The sequence below is a fragment of the Actinomycetota bacterium genome, from assembly GCA_035765775.1.
Lineage (GTDB): Bacteria > Actinomycetota > CADDZG01 > JAHWKV01 > JAOPZY01 > DASTWV01.
Map to the genome: position 1 here is coordinate 1 of DASTWV010000027.1, position 22354 is coordinate 22354.

Consider the following 22354-nt stretch of genomic DNA (forward strand, 5'->3'; position numbering starts at 1 on the left):
CCAGGCGGCGGCCGAGAGCACGCCCGAGGTCCTCCTGGAGCGCCTCATGATCGCCGCCGGGCTGCCCCCGCCGGTGCGCCAGTTCACCCTGGCCCGGGACGGCAGGACCTACCGGGTGGATCTCAGCTACCCGGAGCTGAACCTCGCCATCGAGTTCGACGGCTACCGGTACCACTGGGGAAGGAAGAAGTGGCGCCAGCACCTGGCGCGGAGCAACGTGTTGATGCTGTTGGGCTGGCGGGTGCTCCACATCACCTGGGACGACCTCGTGTTCCACCCCGAGAAGGTCGTGCCCAGGTCCGGGAGGCGCTCGGGATGTCGTAACTTCGGGGGTGTTTGAGCGCTTCACGGATCGTGCCCGGCGGGTCGTGGTCCTCGCCCAGGAGGAGGCCCGCCTCCTCGGCCACAACTACATCGGGACTGAGCACATCCTCCTGGGACTCATCGCCGTCGAAGACGGCGTGGCCAGCAAGGCCCTGGGCACGATGGGCATCACCCCGACGGCGGTCCGGGACCAGGTAGTGGCGATGATCGGCGCCGGAGCGGGGTCGAACGATGCCCACATCCCGTTCACGCCCCGGGCGAAGAAGGTGCTCGAGCTCTCCCTGCGGGAGTCGATGCTCCTCGGTCACAAGTACATCGGGCCCGAGCATCTCTTGCTGGCCCTGATCCGGGAGGGCGAGGGCGTCGCCGCGCAGGCGCTTACCAAGCTGGGCGCGGACCTCGGCACCGCCCGCGAGCGGGTGCTCCAGCTCCTGGGCCCGCTGGACGAAGGGTCGGAGCAGTTCATGCCCGTAGCGCCGGTCACCGGCCGGGCCCCCGCGGCGGCCGAGCCGACCTGCCCCCGCTGCTACTCACCGCTGGTCGGCCTCGCCAAGTCCGCCGCCTTCAGCGTGCCCGGCGCGGGCGGGCGGCCCCGGCGGGTGCTGGCGATGTACTGCGGGCGCTGCGGCTACACGCTGGGCCTCCTCCCCGACGACCAGCTGCCGGCGGAGGACGACGGAGGCGGCTAACCGCCGGGCAGGCCCACCGACTCGATCGTGTTTCGGTACGTGGAGGGGAGCTGCACATCGTTCTCGACGGCGATCTGTCCCGAGGACGCCCGCACCAGCAGGACTGCCGGCTGCCCGTTGAGGTAGGGGGTCAGGTCGAAGGTCGCCCGCAGCCCTCCGGCCACCTGCAGCGATGCCAGGTCCGGCGGATTGCTGGTGGCGGACGCCGTCACCACCGAGACCCCGACGGTGGCGGTCACCGCCGAGGTGTTGACCACCCCCAGGATGTCGGTGCCGCCCGTGGGCGCCCCAGCTGGCACCCACCACGAGGTTCCGGCCCCGGTGGCGCCCTGCACGGACTCGTAGCCCTTCGCCGAGCCGCCGTCGATGGTCACCCGGTCGGCAACCACCGGGACCCCGTTGCTCACCGAGAGGATCGTGGAGTGCTGCGTGCCCGCCGGGACCTCGTCGGAGAGCTTCAGGGTGACCTGGCTGCCGGCGGGCACCGAGACGTTCTGCTGCCCGGCCGGGGCGGAGCCGTCCACGGTCTGGAAGGACTCGTTCACCAGAGCCTCGTGGTTGCTCGGGTTGGCCACCACCAGGTCTTCCTCGCCCTGCGCCGGCGTCTGCCCACCGGGGAAGATCCACTGCAGCTGCGGGGCGGTCACCCCGAGCGACATGTTCAGGCCCCGGGCCGCCGCCGTATTGACCCGCATGAGCCGGTCTACCACCAACCGACCCCGGGTGGCGGTGATATCGAGGCCGAACGAGGGGGTCTCCGGGTAGTAGTCGGCCAGATAGATGGTGGTCTGCGACGACGGCGGGATCGGGAAGTTGTCCAGCCCGGCGGGCACCAGATCGCCGTTGGGGCTGAGGACCCGCACCGTGACCCCGGCCTGCTCGGGGAACGGGTTGGCGACATAGATATAGGTGTCGTATCCGGGAGCGGTGCTGGCGGTGGCGAAGAGCCAGTGCCTGCCGGGCTGCGACGAGCACGGCGCTGCCGTCCCGCCCGTGGTGGAACCGACGACGGTGAGGAAGCTGGCGTTCGACTGCCCGAATCCCTCGACGACTGCTGGTGCCGGGGCGGGCGAGGGGGCCACCTGGTTCGTCGCCAGCCCGGAGGCCAGATCCTCGGTGGTGGCCGCTCCGCTGCCCGTGCCGAAGCCGGTCGCCCGGAGGTGGAGCGCGCCGCTGCCGAGGTTGGCCGTCCACGCCGTGGACCCGAGGTTCTGCGTGGTCGGGACCGGGCAGTACCAGGCGGTGGACAGCGGCGTGGCCGCCGCGGGAATCCGGGCCGCCGCCGGATGGTGCGAGGGAACGGCCGCGTTCAAGACGAGGCCCGCGAGCACCAGCAGGACGGCCACGACAGCCGCGGCGATCTCGCCCCGGCGCATCAGGCGGTCCCACCCGGAGGCGGCGTGTTCCGGCCGGGAGGCGGCGTGTTCCGGCCCGGCGGCGAGGACCTCCCCGGCGGGGGGGTGGTGCGCCCGGGAAGCGGAGACCTCCCTGGCGGGGGCGGGGTACGGCCCGGAAGCGGCGTGGTGCGGCCCGGAAGCGGTGTCGTCCCTCCAGACGGCCGGTCGGGAGGCGGGGTCGTCCCTCCAGACGGCCGGTCGGGAGGCGGGGTCGTCCCCCTAGACGGCCGGTCGGGAGGCGGGGTCGTCCGCCCCGGCAGCGGGGTCGTCCGGCCGGGCAATGGTGTCGTCCGTCCGGGCACGGGACTGCGCCCCGGCGGCGGGATCGGGATCCGGGCCGGTGGTCGGGCGCTTGGGGCGGCGATGCCTGCCAGCGGGCCGGGCGTCGGCCGGCGCGCCCCGGGCCGGACCCCTTCCGAGTGCCCGCCGGGCCGGGTCACGTGGCCGACGGTGGCCATCGCCAACGCCAGCAGCAGGAGGGCGGCCTCGAGGAGGACCCAGCCCACGCGGTGCCACTCGTGGCGGTAGTCAACCTGCACGGTACCGGTGACCCCGGCCGGCACGGCGAAGGCGTTGGCCCAGCCGAACGCCTCGGAGTGGGCCAGGGCCTTGCCGGCCACCGTGGCACGCCACCCGGCGTTGAACGGCTCGGCCAGCAGCACCGGCGAGGGAGCGGCCGCCGTCCCGGCAAAGGATTCCCCCGCCACGTGCCGGAAGGCGGGGGGCGACGCCCATTGCGCCTGCAGGACCGGCTGCGCCCCGGACCCGGTCGCAGCTCCCAGGGATGGGGGCGCGTCGCCTGCGACCGGCAGCACATCCATGATCTGGTACAGGTCGATGTCGGACAGCTCCTGGACCAGGCCCATGTCCTGCTGGCGGGCAACCACCGCCGCCGTGGCCAAATCGTCACGCAGCACCACGAGGTAGCGGATGGCTGCGGTCGCCAGGAGATGGCCCGCCAGGTGGGTCCGCCCGGTCAGGAGGTCATCGACCGCCCCGCGCAGCCACATCGCCCCGGCACCGCCGGACGGGGGCGAGGCGTCGAGCATGCTAAGACCGTCGGCCCCGGTCACGAGGTAGGGGACATCGCCCACCGCCGTCGAACCGGCACCCCCGCCCCGCACGGGGTCGACAAACGCCGAGCCCACCCACAGGACTCGGAAATCGGGCGCTCCCGAGGCGGCTCCCTGCAGGGCGGCGAGAGCCGCGGCCGAGGAGCCGGTCCCGGACACCGGGCTGGCCGGGGGCGCCGGCCAGGACAACAGGGTGGGCGCCCAGCCGCCTGCCAGGCCGATCCCCAGCACGCCGACCGACACTGCCGCCACCACCTGGCGCCAGCCCGCCACCCGCCGGGGGATGTCCTCCGCCACCGCCGCGGCCATGTAGCCGGCGCACACCGCCAGGCCGAACAGCGGGAGCACCAGCCAGAGCCCGGGCGTCGCCGCCGGAGCGGGCAGCCATCCCTTGGCGGCCAGCCCCGCCCACCAGGTGAACCCGATCACCACCGCCGCCAGCATCCGGGCCTCGCGGCGCCGGGAGGTCGACGCCAGCAGGAGCGCGCCCGCCAGCGCCGCCACCGTGGCCACACCGGCGAACAGGGTGACGCCGGGAGCCAGCAAGGTGAGGTGGCTGAACGAGAAGGTCCGCCACAGGGACCGGTACGCCGGGCCGCCGCCCGCTCCGGCGAACAGCGGGCCGAGGATCGCGCCCGAGCGCCCGAGCGCGGGGACCGACCACGGCACCAGCACCGCCACGGCAGCGAGGAGCGAGGCCAGCACCCACCACAGCCGCCGGCCGGCGGCGTCCGAGGCCCGCTCCGCGCCGGTGAGGATTCCCGCCACCAGCCACAGCGCAACCAGGGCCACCAGGGCGCTGGGGGCCAGGGCGAGGCAGAGCGCGCTGAGCAGCCCCAGCCGGATTGCCGACCGGGTCAGGTCGTCGGCCGTCAGCGCCACGGCGGGCCGGGGGGCATGCGAGCCGGGCGTCGGCCCCGGGGCGGAACCGGGCACCGGCCCCAGCATGCGGAAGCCGCACTCGACCAGGTACGGGGCCAGGGCGTACAGGCCGAGGGCGCCCAGGTCTCCTGTCGTGACCGCCAGCCGCAGCACCGGGGCCAGGGCGTAGACCGCGACCGCCAGGATCTGCCCGCCGACGTTGACCGTCCGGCGGCGCATGAACCGGAACATGCCCGCCAGCCCGGCCCCGAGCAGTGCCGCCACCAGGAACTTCTGCGCCACGCCGGCGTGGCCGAAGGCGACGACGTCCACCAGCCACAGGATGGGCAGCGACGGGGGCGGCGCGCCGCCGGTGCCGAGCCCGACGTCGCGCCAGGAGGCGAAGTAGTCGCTGAACAGGCGGTGCGGCGAGGCCGGGAACGGCCACAGCGACCCGGCCCCCACCGTCGACCCGAGCAGCAGATGGCGGCCCGCCAGCAGCAGCACCACAGCGATGACCGCCGAGACCCCTACCGCGGGTGAGCGACTCCACCGGGAGACCCGGCCGGCAAGGGCCGAGGGCGTGAACGCGGCGAACGTCTTCTGGCCGAGGCGCATCGTGCCGACGCCCCACTGCACGAGGCGGCGTTCGAGGAAGATCCGGGCGCGGGCGACGTCCCGCACCATGTAGCGGCGGACCCGGCGGTCGGGGACCGTCCGGCGGCGCTGCACCGCCCGGCGCCGACGGGCGACATCGGGCAGCGAGCGGGTGAACCAGCCGTAGGCCCGCAGGTAGGGCGGGATCTCGTTGAAGCGCCGGAGGCCAGCCAGCAGCACGACCTCCGCACCCAGGAGCCCGGTGTAGAGGGCGATGAGGATGAGCACCCGGGTGGCGGAGGCGTTCTTGGCGATCGTCCGCAGCCGGTTGCGCCGGGTGAAGTAGCGCACCGACTCGTTCGGCGCCCCCTCCCGGCGGCCGGTGGCCATCGCCACGGCGTGGTAGAAGCGGGCCGCGGGCGTGACCACCACGGGAAACCCGCACAGCCTGGCCCGCATGCAGAGGTCGAGGTCCTCGCCGAACAGGAAGTACTCGCCGTCCCAGGAACCGCAGCGCTCGACGGCCGCCCGGCTGACCAGGATGCAGGCGCTGGTGACGAAGAGCACCTCACGGCGGGTGTCGTGCTGGCTCTGGTCGATCTCACCCTCCTCCAGGCCGGAGACCGGGTAGCCGAACTCGTCGGCCGACATGCCGACCTCGAGGAGCACCTCGGGCTCATCCCAAGACAGGCCCTTGCCGCCCACCACCCCGGCGTTGGTCTCGAGCGCGGCGGCCACCAGCAGGCCGACGCAGTCCGGGTCCAGGGCGGCGTCGTCGTGCACGAAGAGGTAGTAGTCGGCCGAGCGGGCATCGGGCGACAACTCCAGCGCTCGGTTCGCCGCCGCCCCGAAGCCCACGTTGCGCTCCAGGCGCAGGATCGACGCCCCCGACAGGAGGCGGCCCACCAGCCGGCGCACGCCCTCGGGGTCGTCGGAGGCGCAGTCGACCACGATGACCTCGATGGCCGGGTAGGTCTGCATCGCCAGCGACTTGAGGCACCCGGGAAGCCAACGCCTGCCGTTGTGGGTTACGACGACCGCCAGGACGCGCGGCCAGGCGATCGAGTCGGGCGCGTCAGACTCGCTCACGGAGAGACAAGAAGAGCCGGAGGTGGAACGCGGCGGCTACGGACAGAGACCAGGATGGCGAGATTATAGAGCGGGCTTGTTGCCGCGCCGCCTCCAGGCGCGTTCGGGTTCGGTGGGCTCGGGCGGGCGGCTGGGGTAGGTGACCACGCCCATGGGGGCTGCAGTCGGGGCCGGATCCGCCGGGCGGGACCCCGCGTTGGCGAGCGGCTCCCCGGTGGCGGCCGGCACGCGGGCGGCGGGCAGGGCGGGGGCAGCTGCCGCGTAGGGGTTGCTGAGGCTGGGAGCCATGGTGATCGGCTCGGCCGGGATGGACTCCTTGCCCTCGACGGTGGGTCCCCGGCCGAGGTCACGGCGCCGCTTGCGTTGCTCGTCGGCGTCCTGCAGGTGGGAGCCGATGCGGGCCCGGTCCCGCGCCCGGAGGCCGCCGGCGAACTCCTCGAGCAACTCGGCGAGGATGGCGTCGCGCTGGTGCTCCAGGCGCTCCTCCCGCTCGGCAAGCCGGGTGAACAGGGTGCTCTGGGCCACGGCCAGATCCGACGCCGCCCGGGCCATCCGGCCCTGCACCAGCTGCATGATGCGGGCCACTGGGTCCAGGGCGGCCATGATGGCGTCGGCGACCTCCTGCTGGCGGACCTCGATCCCGTCGGCGACCTCGCGGAGGCGCCCGTCCATTAGGTCCTTGAGCTCTTCGTGGCGCCGCCCGGCGATCATCATCTCGCCCTTGAGAACGCTGATCGTCTCGGTGAGGCCCCGCTCGACCGCCCCGACACGCTCGGTCAGGGCCTGCGTCGTCTCCTGCATCCGGAAGCCGAGCGACTCGAGCGATCCAGCGATCGACTCCAGCTTGACCGTCAGGCTGCGCTTGAATGCGGCCTGCTCGGCCACCAGGGCGTCGGTCGCTTGGCGGAACTCGCCGTAGCCGCCGTACTCGCCCCGCTCGGTGAACCGCTCGGTGAACCGCTCCTCCAGCAGCTCAACTAGGCGTTCGTCCCGGCCCTCGATGACTCCCCGCAGGGCGTCCAGCTCCATCCGGGTCGCGGCCAGGGCATCCCGGGAGGACTGCAGGATGCGCATGAACGCGGCCTGCTCCCGTTCCTGCTCCTCGATGGCCGACTGCAGCAGGTCATCCATCCGGGACCGGCTACGGTCCGGGATGCCCGGGATGCCCGCGCTATCGTGCTCAGTAGCGATGGTGGCCCAACCTGATCGACCTCACAATTGACCTGCCACCGTCCATTCTCTCAGGTCACAAGGCCGGATGGCTGATCATTCCCTGAGCGCTGCCTGATCCGGGCATGCGGCCGCCATCCCCGCCGCCCGACCCGGTCCTCATCGCGGCAGCCGTCCGGCGGGATCCACAGGCCTGGGCCGAGTTGTACGACCGGTTCTCCGGCCCGCTTCTTGGCTTCCTGGTCCACCAGCTGCGCGGCGACGTCGCCACCGCCGAGGACCTCCTGTCCGAAACCTTCCTGGAGGCCCTGCGCTCGGCGGACCGCTTCGCCGGGGGCGTGGACGACTTCCGCTCCTGGCTGTTCCGCATCGCCCGCAACAACCTGATCGACCATGTCCGCCGCCAGCGCCGGGCGCGCAGCGACCCGCTCGACGAAACCCTGGAGGCCGATCTCTCCCGAGCGCAGCCGGTGGACGACCCGGGCGACGTCGCCCTCGGCCATCTGGACCGGGACCGGGTGCTGGCCGCGGTCGCCACCCTGTCGCCCGACCAGCGCGAGGTGCTGCTGCTGCGCTTCTCGGGCGGGCTGACGTCGGCCGAGATCGCCGGGGTGGTCCACAAGACAACGGGCGCCGTGAAGGCGCTGCAGCACCGGGCCCTCGCCACGCTGGCCAAGGTGCTGGCGGAGCCCGAGGAAGACGACGGATGACCGTATCCCCCAGCCGGCCCGGAGCGCTGTCATGGCCATGAGCCCCGAAGACGCCCTCGACCAGGCCCTCGACCAGGCCCTCGACGCCCTGTTGGCCGGGACCCCGGGCACCACCGCCATGAGCGGCCTGGCCGGCCTGGCCGGGGCGGTCCGGGCAGCCGTAGCCACCGAGCCGTCGCCCCAGACCCGGGCCCGCCACCAACGCGTGCTGATGGACGAGGCCGCCCGGCTGGCCGGACCGCAGGCCGTTGCCGGGCGGCAGGGCGCCGCGGTCAGGCCCCGCCGCCTCCGGCGCCGGCTGGTGGCCGTCGCTGCCGTGCTGGCCGCCCTGATCGTGGTCGGGGCACCGGCGAGCGCTGCGCTGGCGGCCAATGCCCAGCCCGGCCAGGCCCTGTACTCGATCAAGCTGGCCACCGAGAACGTCGAGCTGGCCTTCCAGCGCAACCCACAGAAGAAGGTGGCGTTGCGCCTCAAGTTCGCCGAGGAGCGCATCGCCGAGATGACCACGCTGGTGGCGCGGGGGCGGACCGGCCAGGTTCCGGGGGTCGCCACCCGGCTCGCCTCGGAGCAGAACCAGGTCGATGCTGCGATCAGCGGGCTGCAGGCGAGCGGGAAGGCACCGGCCGCCCTGCTGCGCAGCGTGATCCGCATGCTGGCCGACCACGCCCGGAAGCTGAGCGCCCTCGCCCAGTCCTCGGGGTGCGGCCTCCACCCGCGCACGGCTGCGTGCCGCCAACTGCTGCGGGCGCGGGCGGGCACCGTCCGCCTCGCCCGCCGCGTGGCGCAGGCCGCCGGGGTGGCGCCGCCTACGTGATGCTCGCTTACTCGATGTTCAGGAGGCGTTTCAGCACTGTGACGCCACGCACCACGTCGGCCCACTCGCCCTCCTTGGCCTTCTCCGCCACGGCGGCCAGGGGTCCCGCCCGGCGGGCGGGCAGCTCATTTTTCACAAAGGGCAGGACCTCGGGGGCCAGCTCGATGCGGGCGTAGCGCCGGTCGTCCTGCCGGACCGCCCGGGTGACGATCCCGGCCCGCTCCAGCCGGTCCACGATCCCCGACACGGTGCTGTGCCCCGAGCCCATCCCGGCGGCCAGTTCGCCCAGGGCCATGCCGGGCGCGTCCGGATGCTCCCGGTCGTGGCGCACCAGCACCCGCAGGGCCAGCATCTGCTGCGGCGTCAGTGGGGTGGGCAGCGCCGCCGCCGCGGCGAACGCCTCTTTGCGCAGGTGCTGGTTGATCGCCTTGAGGCCCTCGGCGACGGCCAGCGCCTCGGCCTCCCGTTTGGACTTCTTGCCCTTCCCTGCGGGGCTCATCGGGCGTGCCCCCCGTGCAGAGCCTTGAGCCCGGGCACGAGCTGCGGCACCCGGCGGCGGTAGTCCGGGTAGTCGGCTGGGAACTGGTTGGCCATCAGTCGCTCCTCCTCTCTGATCTTCCCGTACAGGCCCACCACCACCGCCAGGACCAGCACCCCCCACAGCAGGCTGCCCTGGGCCAGGGCGGTGCCGGCCAGCATGCCGATCAGCCCGGTGTAGATCGGGTGCCGGGTGATCGCGTAGGGCCCGGTGGTGCGGAGTTGATGCCCTTCTTTGGTGACCGGCGCCCAGGACCACATCGTCCCGAGTGCCGCCCGCGCCCACAGCGTGAAGGCCGTCGCGGTGAGCACCACGGCGATCCCGGGCGCCTGCAGGCCGAGGTCGTGGACCGCGAGGCGCTGGTCGAAGCCCCGCCCCCCGTGGGGGAACACCACCAGCCAGATCCCGGCGGCGGCCAGGATCCAGGGCAGGGAACCGTGCCCCCGGCTGCGCACGGCCGGGCCCTTGGCGGCGCCGTAGACGGCACCCGCGATCCACACCACGGCAACCACCACCCAGCAGGCCGAGACCACCACCGTTGTCACCCGGTCCATGGCTTACCCTTCGCCTACGACACATCCTGTGCGATACATCGCATACGACATGCTACCACCGGAGGCAGGAGTCCGCCAGGGCCGGGCCGCGCTTGGTCCCGGGCCGGCAATTCCAAGACGCCCTGTCCTGCTCTGGCAACGCGCCGGCCCCTACAGACGATGGGATGCCGGACCAGTTCGCGCACGCGGTCTGCGACCAGTGCCGGGGGCTGTGACCAGAAGCTCTCTACCGATGCGAGGCGGCCAGGACCGCCGCCGCCATGTGCTGCTCCCCGGCGGCGTCGGGGTGGAAGGGCGCGGCCGGTCCCAGGGGGATCAGACCCTCCACCCACTTGACGCCTGCCGTGGTGCAGGCGTCGTGGCCGACGCTGGGAGTGTAGGTGTCGACGAAGGTCGCCCGGTGCTGGGCCGCCTCGCTGGCCAGCATGGCGTTCAGGCCCACCTCGACGCCCCGCAGGTAGGGCAGGTCCTTGGGGGCGAAGGGCAGCATCGGCCAGCATCCGGTGCCGGCCGGCGGGGCAATGTCCGGGTAGCCGACCAGGAGGACCCTGGCCTTCGGCGAGCGGCGGTGCACGGCCGCCAGGACAGCGCCGACCCGCGGCCCGGCGGCCGCCACCGCGGCGGCCAGCTGGTCGGTCCCCCCGTCGGTGTAGTGGTTGGTGCACGGCGAGGCCAGCAGCCCGAGGATCGAGAAGATCGTGCAGGTGACGACCACATCGGAGTAGCCGACGTCGTTGCCCCCGATACCGATGGTGACCAGCCTGGTGGCGGGACCGAGCGCGTCCAGTTGCGGCGGGCGCACGTCGCTGTGCCCCGGCCCGACCGACTGCGAGCCGGTGAGCGAGGCGGTCTTGGCGCCGGCGCAGCTCACGTCGTTGAGGGCCAGGTGGAGGGCGGCGGCCACCAGATGCGGGTAGTTGACCGACGAACGCTGGCAGTGGGCGTCCAGCTGGGCCGGGATCACCGGGCCTGCGGTGAACGAGTCACCCAGGGCGACGTAGGCGGCCCCGGGCGCCTGTGCCGAGGCGGCCGGGGGCAGGGCCACGCCCCAGGTGAGGAACAGGAGCGCTCCGAGGAGGACGACTGGCGTCCCCAGACGCGGCCGCATCCCGCAAGGGTACCCCGGAGGGATTCGGGCGTGGTGCCGCAAGCAACTGTCCGGCCCACTCCCGCGCACGCGGCCCCTACCCGGACGCCAGCACGGGCTCCGGGGTCTCCAGGATCCGGTACAGGGTGCTGCGCCGGGCCCACGGGCGGCCGATCCCACCGATCAGGCCCTTCATCTCCGCCGGCACCAGCTCCTGGCCGTGGGCGGCCCCCGCCGCCCGGGAGATGTTCTCGTTCATCAGCGTGCCGCCCAGGTCGTTGCACCCGGACTGCAGGGCGATCTGCGAGCCCCGCTGGCCCATCTTCACCCAGGACACCTGGATGTTGGTGATCCAGGGATGGAGGGCGAGGCGGGCGACCGCGTGCAGCTTGATCGCCTCCTCGAAGGTCGGACCCTGGCGGGCCTTGCCCTTCAGGTAGATCGGCGAGGCCATGTGGACGAAGGGCAGCGGCACGAACTCGGTGAAGCCGGTGTCGCCCAGAGCCAGGCTCTCCTTCTGGATCGACCGCAGCACGCCCAGGTGGCGGGCCCACGCCCGGTAGCTCTCGACGTGGCCGAACATGATCGTGGAGGTCATCGGCAGGCCGAGGCTGTGCGCCGTGCGGGCCACCTCGGACCACTGGGCGGTGGTGACCTTGTCCGGGCAGATCACCGCCCGCACCTCGTCGTCCAGGATCTCGGCGGCGGTCCCGGGCAGCGATCCCAGGCCGAGGTCCTTCAGCTCCCACAGGAAGTCCCGGAGCGAGACGCCTTTGGTGTGGGCGCCCTGCCACACCTCCAGCGGGCTGAAGGCGTGCACGTGCATCGACGGCACCGCCTGTTTCACCGCCCGCACCACCTGCAGGTAGAAGTCGCCGGTGAACTCGGGATGGATGCCGCCCTGCAGGCAGACCTCGGTGGCGCCCCGCTCGTGGGCCTCCAGCGTGCGGGCGGCGATGTCCGCCAGCGACAGGAGGTAGGGATCGCCCCGCAGGTTCAGCGACTTCGGTCCCTTGGAGAAGGCGCAGAACCCGCACCGGAAGTAGCACATGTTGGTGTAGTTGATGTTGCGGTTGACCACGAAGGTCACGGTGTCGCCCGACGCCTCCCGCCGGAGGGCGTCGGCGGCCCGGGCGAGGACCTCGGTCTCCGGTCCGCGGGCGGACAGGAGCAGCACAATGTCGTCCTCGCTCAGCTCGGCTCCCGCCTGGGCGCCGGCCAGGCACCGGGCGAAGGCCGGCCGCAGGCGCACCGACGAGGACCCGGACCACGACGACAGCGGCACGGTGAGCCCGGGCAGCACCGCCCCGGGAGGCTCGACGTCGCCGGCGTGCCAGCCCGGCTCCCGCACCATCCCGGCGGCGTCGGTCGCGGCCAGCACCTTGGGGCGGACCGGCTTGGCCACCCAGGAGGCGTCGAAGGCGTACGCCGGGTAGACGGTCAACCGGGGCACCAGCACAAACCCCGCCCTCTCGGTGACCGCTCGCAGGGCGGCGATCTCGGGCCAGGGCGCCTCGGGATTGACGTGGTCGATGGTCACGGGCGAGACGCCACCCCAGTCATTGATCCCGGCCTCGAGGTAGGCCCGCAGCGTGGCGGGAGACGAGGCCAGGTTGGGCGGGCACTGCACGCTCATTGCCGCCCCCAGGACCAGCCGCGCCAGGGCGAGGCACGCCGCCACCTCCTCGTCGGGCAACTCGGGATGATCCGCCATCGGCGTGCCCGGCTTCGCCCGGAAGTTCTGGACGATGACCTCCTGCACGTGGCCCCAGCGCTCGTGGGCTTCCCGGATGGCCAGCAGGGTGTCCACCCGCTCCTCCCAGGTCTCGCCGATCCCGATGAGCAGCCCGGTGGTGAAGGGGACCCGCTGGCGCCCGGCCTCCTCCAGCATCCCCAGGCGGGCGGCGGGCAGCTTGTCGGGCGACCCGTGGTGCGGCTGCCCGGGCTGGCACAGCCGGTCGGAGACGGTCTCCAGCATGATCCCCATCGACGGGGCCACGTCCCGCAGCGCCCCGATCTCGGCAGCCGACAGGATCCCCGGGTTGAGGTGCGGCAGCAGGCCGGTGTCCTCCAGGACGGCTCGGGCCGCCGCCGCCAGATACTCAACGGTCGTGGCATAGCCCATCGCCGCCAGCTCGTCGCGGGCCACCCGGTAGCGCAGCTCGGGCTTGTCGCCCAAGGTGAACAGCGCCTCCCGGCAGCCGGCCGCCGCCCCCGCCCGGGCGATTGCCAGGACCTCGTCCAGCGACAGGTACGCCCGCCGGCCCTCCAGCGGCGGCCGGGCGAAGGTGCAGTAGTGGCAGACGTCCCGGCAGAGCTTCGTGAGCGGGATGAAGACCTTGGGGGAGTACGTGACCACGTTGCCCCAGCCCTCGTCCCGGAGGCGGGCGGCGGCGCCCAGCAGCTCGGGGTCCCGGGGGTCCCGGGCGAGCGCCTGGGCGAACCCCAGGGCGTCGCTTCTGGCTGGCACACCCATGAGCGGGGACCCTACCACCGGGGCGGCGGTGCGCCCGCGGGGGGCCGGCGGGGGCCGGCGGGGGCCGGCGGGGCCGGTGCGACCGGGGCGACAGCGATGTCCCAACTGTCAACTGCTACGCCTCGCTCGGGAAACGACGAACCGTGCGATCATTGGCGTGGGGTGGGCCGGTTTCTGGGGGGAAGGGTGGCGACTGCGCTCGTCGCCGCCGTGCTCATGGTCACGCTGACCTCCGGGGTTTCCCAGGCCGTGGGTCTGCTGCCCCCGGCCAACCCGCCCGCCAACTTGCCCATCGGCAGCGCCGTGACCCAGGCGTGCTCGAGCGTGCCCGTGACGCCGGCGTGCGTCTCCGCCGCCCTGCCGGAGATCAACCGGGACCGGGCCGCCGAGGGCGTCGGACCCATGGCGCTGCCCTTCAACTACGTGTCGCTCACGCTCAATGAGCAGATCTTCGTCGTCACCAACCTGGAGCGGGTGGACCGGGGGCTGGCCCCGGCGACCGGCCTGTCCGCAGTCCTGGACGGCTACGCCCAGCAAGGAGCGCTCAACGACACCGACCCCCCGCTGCTGGACAGCCATGCCACCGAGCAGGCGGGCAACTGGGCGAGCACCGCCAACCCGCTCCTGGCCGATGAGCTCTTCCTGTACGCCGACGGGCCAGGCGGGGGCAACCTGAGCTGCACGACCGCCGACCCGAGCGGGTGCTGGGGCCACCGGGACAACATCCTGCTGGCGGTCCCCCAGCTGATCATGGGGGCGGGCGACACCACCAGCGACCCGGATGGGGGCTCGCTCGCCCAGCTGTTCGCCGCCGGAGACACCACCAACACCACCTACTTCACGTGGGGCTCGGAGGCCTTCAGCCTGTCCCTCGGCCTGTCGAGCTCCTCGCTGGCTTTGGCGGCCCCGGCGGGCGGCACCACCGTGGCGGTCGTCACCGCAACCGCATCGGGCGAGAGCATGGCGGTCGTCCCGACCCTGACCGGTGGGCCCGGTGGGACCGGTGGGGCCGGTGGGGCCAGCCCCACCTTCACCGTCACCCCCGCCTCGTGCGGGACCATCGCGGCCGGCGCCTCCTGCCCGATTGCGGTGCGGTTCTCGCCGGGCGCCACCGGGGCCGCAGCGGCAACCCTGACGGTGACCGGGCCGAACGGCCCGCAGACGGTCGCCCTGGTGGGAAGGACCAACCCGGCGGCGCCGCCCGCCATCCTGGCCAGCGGGCAACCCTCGGCGGTCCAGGTCTCCTGGTTCGGCCCCGACGACGGCGGCGCCCCGATCACCGCCTACCAGGTGCTGCGCTCCACGACCGCCGGGTTCAGCGCCGCCGTCATCGCCACGACCGCCGGGTCGGCCACCAGCTTCACCGACACCTCCGTGAGCCTCGGGACGACCTACTACTACATGGTGCGGGCCCTGAACGCGGTGGGGACCTCGGTCCTCAGCACGCAGGTGCCCGCCGTGGCCCTGCCGCCGCCGCCCCGGCCGGGGTACTGGATGCTCGGCTCCAGCGGCCAGGTATACGCCTTCGGCGCCGCCGCCAACGACGGCAGCCCGTCGCTCCCGGCCGGCGCCAAGGCAGTCGATGTCGTGTCCACCCCCGATGGCAACGGGTACTGGGTGGTCGACACCCGGGGCGAGGTGTGGGCCTACGGCGATGCCGCCTACCTCGGGGGTGGGCCGGCACTGAACGCCGGTGAGTCAGTCACCAGCCTCTCCGCCACCCCCACCGGCAGGGGGTACTGGCTGTTCACGAACCTGGGCCGGGCGGTGGCCTACGGCGACGCCCCCTTCCTCGGCGACATGACCGGCATCCGGCTGAACGGCCCGGTTCTGGGGTCCGTGGCGGCGCCGGATGGCAAGGGCTACTACATGGTGGGATCCGACGGCGGCATCTTCTCCTTCGGCGATGCCGTCTTCCAGGGATCGATGGGCGGCCAGCACCTCAACAAGCCGGTCGTCGGCCTGGCCCCGAACCCGGCCGGCCCCGGGTACTGGTTGGTGGCCTCCGACGGGGGGATCTTCGCCTTCGGTCCCCCGTTCCTGGGCTCGATGGGCGCCACCCGCCTCAACAAGCCGGTGATCGGGATGGCCAACTACGGCACCGGGTACCTGATGGTGGCCTCGGACGGCGGCATCTTCGCCTTCTCGAACCTGGCCTTCGCCGGGTCGCTGGGCGACTCCCCACCGGCGGCCCCGATCGTGGCGGTGAGCCCGGTCCTCTAGCTCTGCCTGACGTTCCGGTCATCGCCCGGATAGGAAACCTCTCAGCGCTCTTTTGTGCATGTTTGATGGCATAATGCGCGGTTAGACGTACACGAACGGAGGCGTGCCGCACGTCAGGCTTACCCGCCCAGCCGTGTGCCCGGTTCCCGTCCGCCCCATCGTTGGCCCGTCCCGCCTCTGCACAAAAGACTGAGGCGGGTCAACTAGGCTGCCCGCCGTGGGCGTCACCGCACTGGCCGGAGGGGTGGGCGCAGCCAAGTTCCTGCGTGGCCTCACCGCCGCGCTCCCGCCCGCCGAGGTGACCGTGATCGGCAATGTCGGCGACGACGCCCGGTTCCACGGCCTGCACGTCAGCCCCGACCTGGACATCGTCACCTACACGCTGGCCGGCGTCGTGGACGAGGCCAAGGGCTGGGGCATCGCCGGCGACCAGCGCCGGGCGCTCGACCAGATGGCCCGCTACGGCGTCGACACCTGGTTCTGGCTCGGGGACGCCGACTTAGGCACCTGCCTCGCCCGCACCCAGTGGCTGGCCGAGGGCTCGCTCCTCTCGGCGGTCACCGAGCGGATCCGGTCCGGCCTGGGCGTCGCTACCCGCATCCTCCCGGTCACCGACGGCGCGCTGCGCACCACCTTCGTCACCGCCGCGGGCGAACGCCGGGAGTTCCAGGACTACTTCGTGCGCCATCACCACGCTGAGGAGGTCGCCTCGGTCACCTTCGAAGGGGCCGACAACACCGTGCCCGCCCCCGGGGTGTTGGAGGCTCTGGAGGACGCCGAGCGCATCGTCATCTGCCCGTCGAACCCGGTGGTGAGCATCGGGCCGATCCTCGCCGTACCCGGCATCCGTGAGGCCCTGCAGCGCCGGCGGGACCGGGTGGTGGCCATCTCCCCCATCGTCCAGGGCGCCGCCCTGCGGGGCCCCGCCGACCGCCTGCTGCCGGTGATGGGGGCCGAGGCCAGCGCTTCGGGTGTGGCGTCGCTCTACCGGGACCTGTGCGGGACCTTCGTCCTCGACCGGCGGGACCCCGGGGAGGCCCCCCGGGTGGAGGCCCTGGGCATGACGGCGGTGCTCGCCGAGACCGTGATGGAGACCCCGGACATCGCCGCCGCCCTGGCCAAGGAGATCCTGGCCCTGGAGCTCGGGTGACCGGCGAGGCGCCGAACACGCCGAGCTACACCCCGGCCGCCAGCCCGGTGACGCTGCTGCCCGTCACCGGGATCCCGGAGGTGGCGCCCGGGGCCGACCTCGCCCCGCTCATCGTCGACGCCCTCGCAGCGTGCGCCATCGAGCTGCGCGACGACGACGTCCTCATCGTCACCCAGAAGATCGTCTCCAAGGCCGAGGGCCGCATCCGCGCGGTGGCCCCCGACGATGCCGAGGGCCGGCGGGCGATCGCCGCCGCCGAGTCGGCCCGGGTGGTCCGGCGCCGGGCGGGCATGATCATCACCGAGACCCACCACGGCTTCGTGTGCGCCAACGCCGGCATCGACGCCTCCAACCTGGAACCCGGGCTCATCACGCTGCTGCCCGAGGACCCGGACCGCTCCGCCCGCCGGCTCCGTTCGAGGATCAAGCACCTGACCGGCGCCGCCCCGCCGGTGATCATCTCCGACACCTTCGGGCGGGCCTGGCGGGTCGGCCAGGTCAACGTGGCCATCGGCGTCGCCGGCATGCTGCCGGTGGTGGACTACCTGGGATCGGTGGACCACTTCGGGGTCCCGCTGCGGGTGACGATGATCGCCATCGCCGACGAGCTCGCCTCGGCCGCCGAGCTGGTGATGGGCAAGGCGGACGGCGTGCCGGTGGCGGTCGCCCGGGGCGTGCGCTTCCCGCGGGGCCGGGGCAACGCCCGGTCCCTGGTACGCCCGGCGGCCGACGACCTGTTCCGCTAGCGGAGGCGCTGGGGGGCGAGTACAACCGCGGCCTTCACTGTGGTTCCTGCGCCTGCGGGCCCGCCCCCGGCAGGGGAAGAGAAATCCCGAGGTACCCTGGAACACAGGTCCCGGCCCTGCCGAGCGGCCTGCCCGACTGCGCGCGCAAATATTTCTCCGCCGGGGAATAACCCCACAGTCCTTTGTGTTCTATGGGGTATGAACACGACTATGACCCAGACGAAGACCCCTGCGGCGCGGCGTCGCCGGGTGAAGGACGCCGGCGGGCCGCCCCCGGCCGGGGCCGACAGCGTCGGCCAGTTCCTCCACGAAATCGGCCGCTATCCCTTGCTGACCAAGGACGAGGAGATCGAGCTCGCCCAGCGGATCGAGGCCGGCGACCAGGAGGCCAAGGATCAGATGGTCACCTCCAACCTCCGGCTGGTGGTCTCCATCGCCAAGCGCTACCAGGGCCAGATGGCTCTCGGAGACCTCGTCCAGGAGGGCATCATCGGGCTGATCCGGGCCGTGGACAAGTTCGACTGGCGCCGGGGCTTCAAGTTCTCGACCTATGCCACCTGGTGGATCCGCCAGGCGATCGGCCGGGCCATCCAGACGCAGTCGCGCACCATCCGCATCCCGGTGCACCTCGCCGAACGGGAATGGAAGGCGTGGTCGGCGGAGCGGTCGCTGACCGCCGAGCTGGGCCGTGACCCGACCGACGATGAGATCGCCGAGGCCGCCCAGATGACGACGGTCGAACTCCAGCGCCTCCGCCAGACCGCCCGCATCGTGGCCAGCCTCGACCAGCCGGTCGAGGAGGGCGGCGAGACCGAGCTCGGCGAGCTGGCGGCCTGGGAGGCCCCCGACCTGCTGGACCAGGTGCACACCGGCCTGGAGGAGGAGTGCGTGCGCAAGGCGCTCAATACCCTCCCCGAGGCGGAGCGGGAGGTCATCCGGCTGCGCTTCGGCCTCGACGGGGACCCGGTGACCCTCCGGGAGATCGGCAAGATGCTGGGCGTCAGCCATGAGCGGGTGCGCCAGCTGGAGTCCGCCGGCCTGGAGCACCTGGCGCTCAACGCCGAGATCGAGTCGCTGCGGGTGGCATAAGTCAGGCTCGGCGCCCGTGAGCGACGCCGAGATCGCAGCCGTCCTGCGGGAGGTGACACCCGCGCTCGCCCGCGGGAGCCTCCCGCCGGCGGTCTTCGTCATCCCGGCGGGATCCCGGCGGTGGACCGCGGCGTGCGCCGACCTCGTGGCCGCGGGCGACAACGACCTCGGCATCCCGCCCCGCGCCTTCGCCTACGCCGCCATCGGGATGCTGGCCGCCGCCCTGGGCGCCGAGGCGTGCTGGGTGGCCGACCCGGCGATGTCGGCCGGGCCGGAGCGAACGCCAGACGCCGTGGTGGTCACCTGCTTCGCCCGGGGACGGCTCGAGGTCCACGTGCACCCCTACGTGCGGGCAGCGGGCGGGGACCTCCGCTGGGGGGAGCCGTCGGTGCAGGCCAGCGGCGATCCCGGGGGGCTCGGCATGACCTTGCCCCTGTGGCGGGCGATGAACCGTGAGCCTGCTCCTCTGCCGCCCGCCGGCCAGCTCCTCGAGGACCTCGCAGACAGCGGGTTCGTGCTGTCGGTCGACGGCTGAACGACCCCGGTCGGCCACGCTCTCAGCGTGCCTTCAGAAAAAGGGGTTTGTAGCTACCGTCAAAGAGGCCTGACGGGTTCGGGTCTTACCCTATCGAGCCCTTTGTAGTATCTTGTTGCGCTGGCTGGAAGAAAACTGTCCCATTTTGTGTCCCATGGGGGGGCCTTGGGGAAGCACTCAGCACTCCGTTCACGTACTGCTACCTGGGCGTCCATCGGCCTCTGCCTCCTGCTGGTGGCGGCCGCCCTGAATGCCGAGCAACCCCTCCTGACCCGGGCCGCGGCCGCGCCCGCCAGCGCGCCCAGCGCACCCCTGTCCGTCCAGGCGGTCGCCGGCAACACCACGGCGACGGTGCGCTGGGCACCTCCCACCTCGACCGGGTCCTCGGCGATCTCCAGCTACCTCATCACCACCCTGCCCGGCGGCGTCACCAGCACCGTCGCCGGTACCGTCACGGCCACCAGCGTCGGGTCGCTCACGAACGGGACGTCCTACACGTTCACGGTGGCGGCCACCAACCTCGCCGGCACGGGGCCGGCCTCCCTCCCCTCCAACGCAGTGACCCCGATCGGCCCCGCCGGCCCGGCGGTCACCCGCCTGAACCCGAACACCGGGGGCCCCGCCGGGGGCACGGTGGTCACCGTCTCGGGCATCGGGCTCACCGGGGTGACCGGCGTGCGATTCGGCTCGGCTGCGGCGGTCAGCTGGACCGTGCAGTCCGCCACCTCGATCCTGGCCATTGCCCCACCGGGGAGCGTGGGGCAGGCGGTGGTGCAGGTGGCCACCAGCAGCGGGGCGACGCCCGCCACCCCGGCCAGCACCTTCACCTACACGCCCTACGACCACGTCTTCACGATCATGTTGGAGAACCAGGACTACGCCGGGATCATCGGCCCGAGTGGGCCGCCGTACCTCAACGGCCTGGCGAGCAGCCACGGGCTGGGGACGAGCTATTCGGCGGTCACGCACCCCAGCCTGGGCAACTACCTCGGCCTGACCTCGGGCGACGACTTCGCATCCGCGGCGACCAACGACTGCCCGCCCAGCGGGTCGGGAGGGTGCCCGATCAGCGCGGCGAACCTGGCGGCGAACCGCCTCGACCCCGCAGGGCTGTCGTGGAAGGCCTACGAGGAGTCGATGCCGTCGCCGTGTTCACTCACCGACTCTCCCGACGGGCTGTACCTGGCCCACCACGACCCCTTCACCTACTACACGAACCTGCAGGGCACAGCCGAGTGCACCTCCCACGTGGTCAACTACTCGGCCCTCGCCGACGACCTGACCTCGGCATCGACCACCCCGAACTACGCGTTCATCACGCCGAACGTCAATGACGATATGCACAACGGCACCGTCGCCCAGGGTGACACCTGGCTCTCGCAGAACGTCCCCCTGATCCTCAACTCCGCCGCCTTCACCCAGCAGAGCTCGCTGCTGTTCATCGTGTGGGACGAGGACTCGACCGACAGCACCACAGGCACCGCCAACCATGTCCCCGCCCTGGTGATCCCCAGCGGCCCCGCCCGGCACATCGCCACCGCCGTCCCCTACACCCACTACTCGATGCTGAAGACCGCCGAAACCGCCTGGGGCCTTGCCCCGATCGCGGCCGGCGACGCCGCGGCGTCCCCGATGACCGACCTCCTGACGCCTCCCCCGCCGCCCACCATCTCGTCGTTCTCGCCCACGTCCGGACCGGGCACCGGAGCCACCATGGTGACCATCAACGGGACGAACCTGGCCGGGACGACCGCGGTCACCTTCGGGGGCATCACCGCCACCAGCACGGGGTTCAACGCCGCCGGCACGCAGGTGACGGCCACGACCGCCGCCGGATCCGGGGCGGTCTCGGTCACGGTGGCCGCCCCGGGCGGGAACGCCACCGCCCCGGGCTCCTTCACGTTCAGCGGGCCGCCGCCGCCCGTGGTGACCTCGGTGTCGCCGGCCAGCGGGCCCGCGGACGGGGGGACCACCGTGACGATCAACGGCTCGAACTTCACCGGGGTCACGGCGGTGTCCTTCGGTGGCGCGCCCGCCACGGGCCTGATCGAGAACGGGAGCGGGACCGTGATCGCCGCCACCTCCCCGGCGGGCTCGGGGACCGTCAACGTCACGGTGACCACGCCGGCGGGCACCAGCGCGGCCGTCTCCACGGACCAGTTCGCCTACCAGTCCGGGTCGTCGCCAGCCAGCATCTCGGCGGTTGGCCACGAGTCGTCCGGGTCGTCGGAAGCCGGGGAGGTCACGTCCCTGTCGATCAGCCCGTCCGCGGTGGGCAACGTGCTCATGCTCGCGATCGAGGACAAGTTCACCTCGGGACCCAGTTTCATGGCCAGCACCGTCACCGGCGGTGGGGTGACCACCTGGAACCGGGCCACCTCCTACTTCACCGCCGACGGCATCCACGCCCAGGAGCTGTGGTGGGGGGTGGTGACCCAGGCGGGCGCCGCGACCATCACCGTCACGTTCACCCGGCCGAATGCGGGGGCCAGCACCCTCGACTCGCTCGACGAGCAGGAGTTCTCCTCCTCGGCCGGCGCGTCCACGGCCTGGTCGGTGGACACAACCGGGAAGGTGGACAGCGGCAGCAACTCCGCCTCGACGCTGCTCTACCCGACCCTCTCCCCGTCCGCCACCCAGGAGCTCTACTGGGGGTACCTCGCCGTGAACGGGTCCCTGCAGAGCGGTTCAACCTCGGGGTGCACCTACCAGTTCGACGCCCGTGACAACCAGGTCGTGTACTGCCTCCCGGTGTCGTCGGCGATCGGCCCGACCGCCCCGTCGGCCAGCCCGGCCTCGCAGCCCTACGCCTCGATCGCCCTGCTGGTGAAAGCCTCCTCGCCCAGCGGGCCCCCGGTCCCGAGCGTGTCGTCGGTGTCACCGGCATCGGGCCCGGCGGCCGGCGGGACTGCGGTCACCATCACCGGGGCCAACTTCACCGGGGCCTCCTCGGTCACCTTCGGTGGGGCAGCTGCCAGCTTCACCGTCGGCACTTCGACCCAGATCACTGCCACGGCCCCGGCCGGGAGCGGAACAGTCGCCGTCGCGGTCACCACCCCGGGGGGGACCGGGTCCAAGGCCGCCGCCTACGCCTACATCCCGGCGCCATCGGTCAGCAGCGTCAGCCCGGCCAGCGGCCCGGCCGCCGGGGGGACGGCGGTGACGATCTCCGGCAGCAACCTGACGGGGGCCACGTCGGTGACCTTCGGCGGGGTGGCGGCGGCGTTCACGG

General features: G+C 72.7%; 16 protein-coding genes and 1 pseudogene. 10 read left to right on the forward strand and 7 right to left on the reverse strand.

Annotated elements, in window-relative coordinates; translation table 11 throughout:
• A partial coding sequence (locus tag VFW71_05765; protein HEU5002271.1) for a hypothetical protein occupies nucleotides 1-340 on the forward strand: 340 nt, incomplete at its 5' end.
• A pseudogene (locus tag VFW71_05770) lies at nucleotides 333-758 on the forward strand (Clp protease N-terminal domain-containing protein). The gene VFW71_05765 and the pseudogene VFW71_05770, both read left to right, overlap by 8 nt.
• 251 nt (nucleotides 759-1009) lie before the next feature.
• Here the strand turns inward: VFW71_05770 and VFW71_05775 are convergent.
• The 3 genes from VFW71_05775 to VFW71_05785 form a co-directional block, all read right to left on the reverse strand.
• The gene (locus VFW71_05775) at nucleotides 1010-2389 is read right to left on the reverse strand and encodes a DUF5719 family protein (protein ID HEU5002272.1); all 1380 of its coding nucleotides are present in this window, start codon (nucleotides 2387-2389) and stop codon (nucleotides 1010-1012) included.
• Nucleotides 2389-6030 carry a glycosyltransferase gene (locus VFW71_05780; GenBank protein HEU5002273.1) on the reverse strand — a complete coding sequence of 1214 codons (3642 nt, stop codon included), beginning with the start codon at nucleotides 6028-6030 and terminating at the stop codon, nucleotides 2389-2391. The genes VFW71_05775 and VFW71_05780 overlap by 1 nt, the downstream gene beginning before the upstream one ends.
• Nucleotides 6031-6093: 63 nt before the next feature.
• Nucleotides 6094-7161, reverse strand: a complete 1068-nt coding sequence (locus VFW71_05785) for a hypothetical protein (GenBank protein ID HEU5002274.1) — start codon at nucleotides 7159-7161, stop codon at nucleotides 6094-6096.
• A 164-nt stretch (nucleotides 7162-7325) separates the two neighbouring features.
• On the opposite strand from VFW71_05785, the gene VFW71_05790 reads away from it, so the two are divergent.
• A complete protein-coding gene (locus tag VFW71_05790) occupies nucleotides 7326-7910 on the forward strand; it encodes a sigma-70 family RNA polymerase sigma factor (GenBank protein HEU5002275.1) in 585 nt (194 codons plus the stop codon).
• Between the two features lie 37 nt (nucleotides 7911-7947).
• Nucleotides 7948-8724: a DUF5667 domain-containing protein gene (locus VFW71_05795; GenBank protein HEU5002276.1), complete on the forward strand. Its 777-nt coding sequence runs from the start codon at nucleotides 7948-7950 to the stop codon at nucleotides 8722-8724.
• A gap of 7 nt (nucleotides 8725-8731) precedes the next feature.
• Here VFW71_05795 and VFW71_05800 read toward each other — a convergent pair whose 3' ends face one another.
• From VFW71_05800 to cofH, 4 genes are all read right to left on the reverse strand, one after another.
• The gene (locus tag VFW71_05800; protein ID HEU5002277.1) at nucleotides 8732-9223 is read right to left on the reverse strand and encodes a MarR family transcriptional regulator; all 492 of its coding nucleotides are present in this window, start codon (nucleotides 9221-9223) and stop codon (nucleotides 8732-8734) included.
• The gene (locus VFW71_05805) at nucleotides 9220-9816 is read right to left on the reverse strand and encodes an isoprenylcysteine carboxylmethyltransferase family protein (protein HEU5002278.1); all 597 of its coding nucleotides are present in this window, start codon (nucleotides 9814-9816) and stop codon (nucleotides 9220-9222) included. The genes VFW71_05800 and VFW71_05805 overlap by 4 nt, the downstream gene beginning before the upstream one ends.
• 226 nt (nucleotides 9817-10042) lie before the next feature.
• Nucleotides 10043-10924 carry an SGNH/GDSL hydrolase family protein gene (locus VFW71_05810; GenBank protein HEU5002279.1) on the reverse strand — a complete coding sequence of 294 codons (882 nt, stop codon included), beginning with the start codon at nucleotides 10922-10924 and terminating at the stop codon, nucleotides 10043-10045.
• Between the two features lie 76 nt (nucleotides 10925-11000).
• On the reverse strand, nucleotides 11001-13379 hold the full coding sequence (cofH, locus tag VFW71_05815) for a 5-amino-6-(D-ribitylamino)uracil--L-tyrosine 4-hydroxyphenyl transferase CofH (GenBank protein ID HEU5002280.1): 2379 nt from the start codon (nucleotides 13377-13379) through the stop codon (nucleotides 11001-11003).
• A 186-nt stretch (nucleotides 13380-13565) separates the two neighbouring features.
• On the opposite strand from cofH, the gene VFW71_05820 reads away from it, so the two are divergent.
• The 6 genes from VFW71_05820 to VFW71_05845 form a co-directional block, all read left to right on the forward strand.
• Nucleotides 13566-15602 carry a fibronectin type III domain-containing protein gene (locus VFW71_05820; protein HEU5002281.1) on the forward strand — a complete coding sequence of 679 codons (2037 nt, stop codon included), beginning with the start codon at nucleotides 13566-13568 and terminating at the stop codon, nucleotides 15600-15602.
• 217 nt (nucleotides 15603-15819) lie between these two features.
• Nucleotides 15820-16752 (forward strand): 2-phospho-L-lactate transferase, encoded by a 933-nt coding sequence (gene cofD / locus VFW71_05825; protein HEU5002282.1) that lies wholly within the window; start codon nucleotides 15820-15822, stop codon nucleotides 16750-16752.
• Nucleotides 16749-17498, forward strand: a complete 750-nt coding sequence (cofE, locus tag VFW71_05830; GenBank protein HEU5002283.1) for a coenzyme F420-0:L-glutamate ligase — start codon at nucleotides 16749-16751, stop codon at nucleotides 17496-17498. The genes cofD and cofE overlap by 4 nt, the downstream gene beginning before the upstream one ends.
• A gap of 210 nt (nucleotides 17499-17708) precedes the next feature.
• Nucleotides 17709-18587 carry a sigma-70 family RNA polymerase sigma factor gene (locus tag VFW71_05835; GenBank protein ID HEU5002284.1) on the forward strand — a complete coding sequence of 293 codons (879 nt, stop codon included), beginning with the start codon at nucleotides 17709-17711 and terminating at the stop codon, nucleotides 18585-18587.
• A gap of 16 nt (nucleotides 18588-18603) precedes the next feature.
• The gene (locus tag VFW71_05840) at nucleotides 18604-19122 is read left to right on the forward strand and encodes a hypothetical protein (GenBank protein ID HEU5002285.1); all 519 of its coding nucleotides are present in this window, start codon (nucleotides 18604-18606) and stop codon (nucleotides 19120-19122) included.
• A gap of 234 nt (nucleotides 19123-19356) precedes the next feature.
• A partial coding sequence (locus VFW71_05845; GenBank protein HEU5002286.1) for an IPT/TIG domain-containing protein occupies nucleotides 19357-22354 on the forward strand: 2998 nt, incomplete at its 3' end.